This window comes from Thioalkalivibrio sp., assembly GCF_007692535.1.
Lineage (GTDB): Bacteria > Pseudomonadota > Gammaproteobacteria > Ectothiorhodospirales > Ectothiorhodospiraceae > Thioalkalivibrio.
This window is the reverse complement of sequence record NZ_REBW01000155.1, coordinates 1-2,865: the sequence shown is the minus strand read 5'-3', so window position 1 is coordinate 2,865 and position 2,865 is coordinate 1. Positions and strand designations below refer to the sequence as shown.

The 2,865-nt window shown below is 64.0% G+C and carries 1 protein-coding gene; it reads left to right on the top strand.

Going from position 1 to position 2,865, the window contains the following annotated elements:
- Window positions 1–351: 351 nt before the first annotated feature.
- Window positions 352–2,691 carry a mechanosensitive ion channel family protein gene (locus EA346_RS08800; RefSeq protein ID WP_296757660.1) on the top strand — a complete coding sequence of 780 codons (2,340 nt, stop codon included), beginning with the start codon at window positions 352–354 and terminating at the stop codon, window positions 2,689–2,691.
- Window positions 2,692–2,865: the final 174 nt, after the last annotated feature.

The window sequence follows — 2,865 nt, the reverse complement described above, 5'->3', positions numbered from 1 at the left end:
CGATCAACCCGGAATACAACCTGCGCGATCTCGACGGCCTTCCGGAATGGAGTGTTCGCTTCGGTCTTTCGCTGCTCGTGCCGGGCGGCTGACCCGATCGCACGCGAAGTTGATCACTGGCTGACGTTCGTCGGGCAGAACCCCTTGCGACAAACCGGTACTTGAATCCCGATGAACGAAACACCCCTGTGCACCGTTTCTGACACCCCCGTTCTGCTCCGGCTTCGGGGCTGGTTCGCCGCGACTGCGTTTGCCATTGCTCTTCTCGCGCTCTTGTCATCCCCAGCGCTTTCCGGTCCCCGCGACTGGACGGGCGTCTGGGACACGCAGTGGCGGGATGGCGGGGCGGTGATGAAACTGCAACAGGACGGTGATCGGGTCGTCGGAACGTATCCCGGGTTCGAAGGCTTCGTGGAGGGCCGGGTCGAGAACGACCAGTTCTCGGGTACCTGGACGGATGCCGCCGGCTCAGGCGAATTCACCTTTTCGATTTCCCCGGATGGCCGGAGCTTCATGGGTCGCTTCGGCACGGGAGAGTGGTGGACCGGCATCCGCACGGATACCGACATGGCGCGCACGCTCCTCGAGATTCCGGACCTCTCGAGTCCGGAACGCACGCTGGAGCGGTTCCTGACGGCCGGAAACAAGTCGGGCGAGGGGCGAAGCGATCGCCTGGGCGTGACTCTCCCGCTGCTGGATTACGATGCCTACGAAGGCCCGCTGACTGTCTATGACCGCATCGGTCTCGCAAGGATGCTGTTCCAGATCGTCGATCGTCTCACGATGCGCATCTGGGAAATCCGGCCGACCCAGGACCTTGGCGAAATACTGGAATATCCGGTCCAACTCACGCAGTCGGGTACCGGTCTCACCTACACCCTCAGATTCCGGCCCATGACGGATACGGATGGGACCGGCTCTCCGGTCTGGCGCCTCGTGGTGCCGCCCGAGGAAGAGATGCGAGCGACGCTGGACGCACTGCTCAAGGTCCACGGCGGTGAGCTGCCGCACTCGCGGCAGCATCACGAGTTGAGATCGCCGCGCGACACCATGCGTACCTTCATCGAACAGTGGGATAACGCGCGGGTCGGCAAGAGCGAGCTCTTCCTGAAGACCATGGACCTGTCGCAGATTGCCACGGCGGTGCGCGAGCAGGAAGGTGCGCTGCTCGGCGAGTACCTGATCGAGGTTCTCTACCGCATCGGTCTGCCGCTGCGCCAGGAGATTTCGGATGATCCGAACCGGCGCGGCCCGTACACGCACTTCGTGCACCCCATGGGCTCGGTGGAGATCCACCCGATCGAGCAGGAGGACGGCTCAATACAGTGGCGCTTCAGCGCGGAAACCATGGCCAGCGCGCGCCACCTGTTCATGGCGCTGGAGGACATGCCGCTCGCGGCTGACACGGTGCGTGCCGAATCCACGCCGTTTTTCACAATCCGCAACCACGTCCGCTCGATCCACCGCGAACTGCTGCGCGAGACCGGCGGCGCGATGGAGGTCTGGCAGTGGATCGCCCTGGCACTGTGGCTGGTGATCAGCATTCCGGTGAGCTGGTTCCTGACCTGGGTCGTTGCGAAGCTCTTGCGGCTGAAGAAGGCCGAAGAGGATCAGATGCTGGCGCCGGAGATCCGCTTCCTTTGGCCACTGCGGCTGATCTTCGTTGCCGGCATCGGCCTGGTGGCGCTCAGGATCCTGGGGCTTCCGCAGGCTGTCGACATGCCATTGCGTGTCCTGATCGGCGTGACGCTCTCGCTTGCCGGCGGCTGGCTCGCCTACCATCTGGTGGACAAGATCAGCCGGGTTCTGGAATCGCACTCGCAGCGCTACCGCTACCGCGACGAAGTGCTGCGCTCGCTGGCGACATCGCTGGCGAAGCTCGCGGTGATCATCGGCGCGGTGCTGTTTCTCGCCGAGATCCTGTCGCTGCCCTACCAGGGCGTGCTCGCCGGTCTCGGTATCGGCGGTCTGGCGGTGGCGCTGGCGGCGCGTAGCACGCTGGAGAACTTCATCGGCGGCATCACGCTGTTCGCGGACAAGCCGATCGAGGTCGGCGATTTCTGCCGGCTCGGGGAGCATCTGGGGGTGATCGAGGCGATCGGGCTGCGGTCGGTAAAGGTGCGCTCGATCGACCGGACCGTGGTCACGATCCCCAACGCCGAGTTCGTGAACCTCTACATCGAGAACTTCACCCGCCGGGACCGGATCCTGCTGCGCACGACGATCGGCCTGCGCTACGAGACGACGCCGGACCAGATGCGCTGGGTGCTGGCGGAGATCCGCAAGCTGCTGTTGCAGCATTCGATGGTGACGCCGGAGCCGGCACGGGCGCGTTTCGTGGGTTTTGGTGACCACTCGGTGGACATCGAGATCTTCGCCTACGTGCAAACCAACGACAACAACGTGTTCCTGGGCGTCCGCGAGGACCTGTTCCTGCGCCTGATCGACCTCGTCGATGCGTCGGGGACCGGCTTTGCCTTCCCGTCGACCGTGAACTATCTGGCAAAGGACAGCGGGGTAGACCCGGAGCGCACCGAACGGGCCGAGGCGATCATGCGCGAACTGCGCAAGGGCAACGAGTTGCCATTCCCGGAATTCGATCTGAAAACGCGGAGCGAGCTAAGAGACACGCTCGATTATCCCCCGGAAGGCTCGGTGAACTCCGTTCCGAGGGCCGCTGCACACAAGTGACTGGTCAGAGATGAGGACAGGACATGAGATATCTGCTGAGCGCGCTGCTGCTGGCGCTGGTGAGCTGCACCACGACGGCGAGTGAGCCCGAGATGGCCGAGGTCAGTGGTGAGGTGCTCTATTTCGAACGCATCGCGGCGCCGCCGAATGCCCGGCTGGAGGTGGTCCTTCAGG

What these genes read in the sequence shown, in the direction of transcription:
- EA346_RS08800 (WP_296757660.1), top strand. Translation starts at nt 352, where the DNA reads ATGAAACTGCAACAGGACGGTGATCGGGTCGTCGGAACGTATCCCGGG.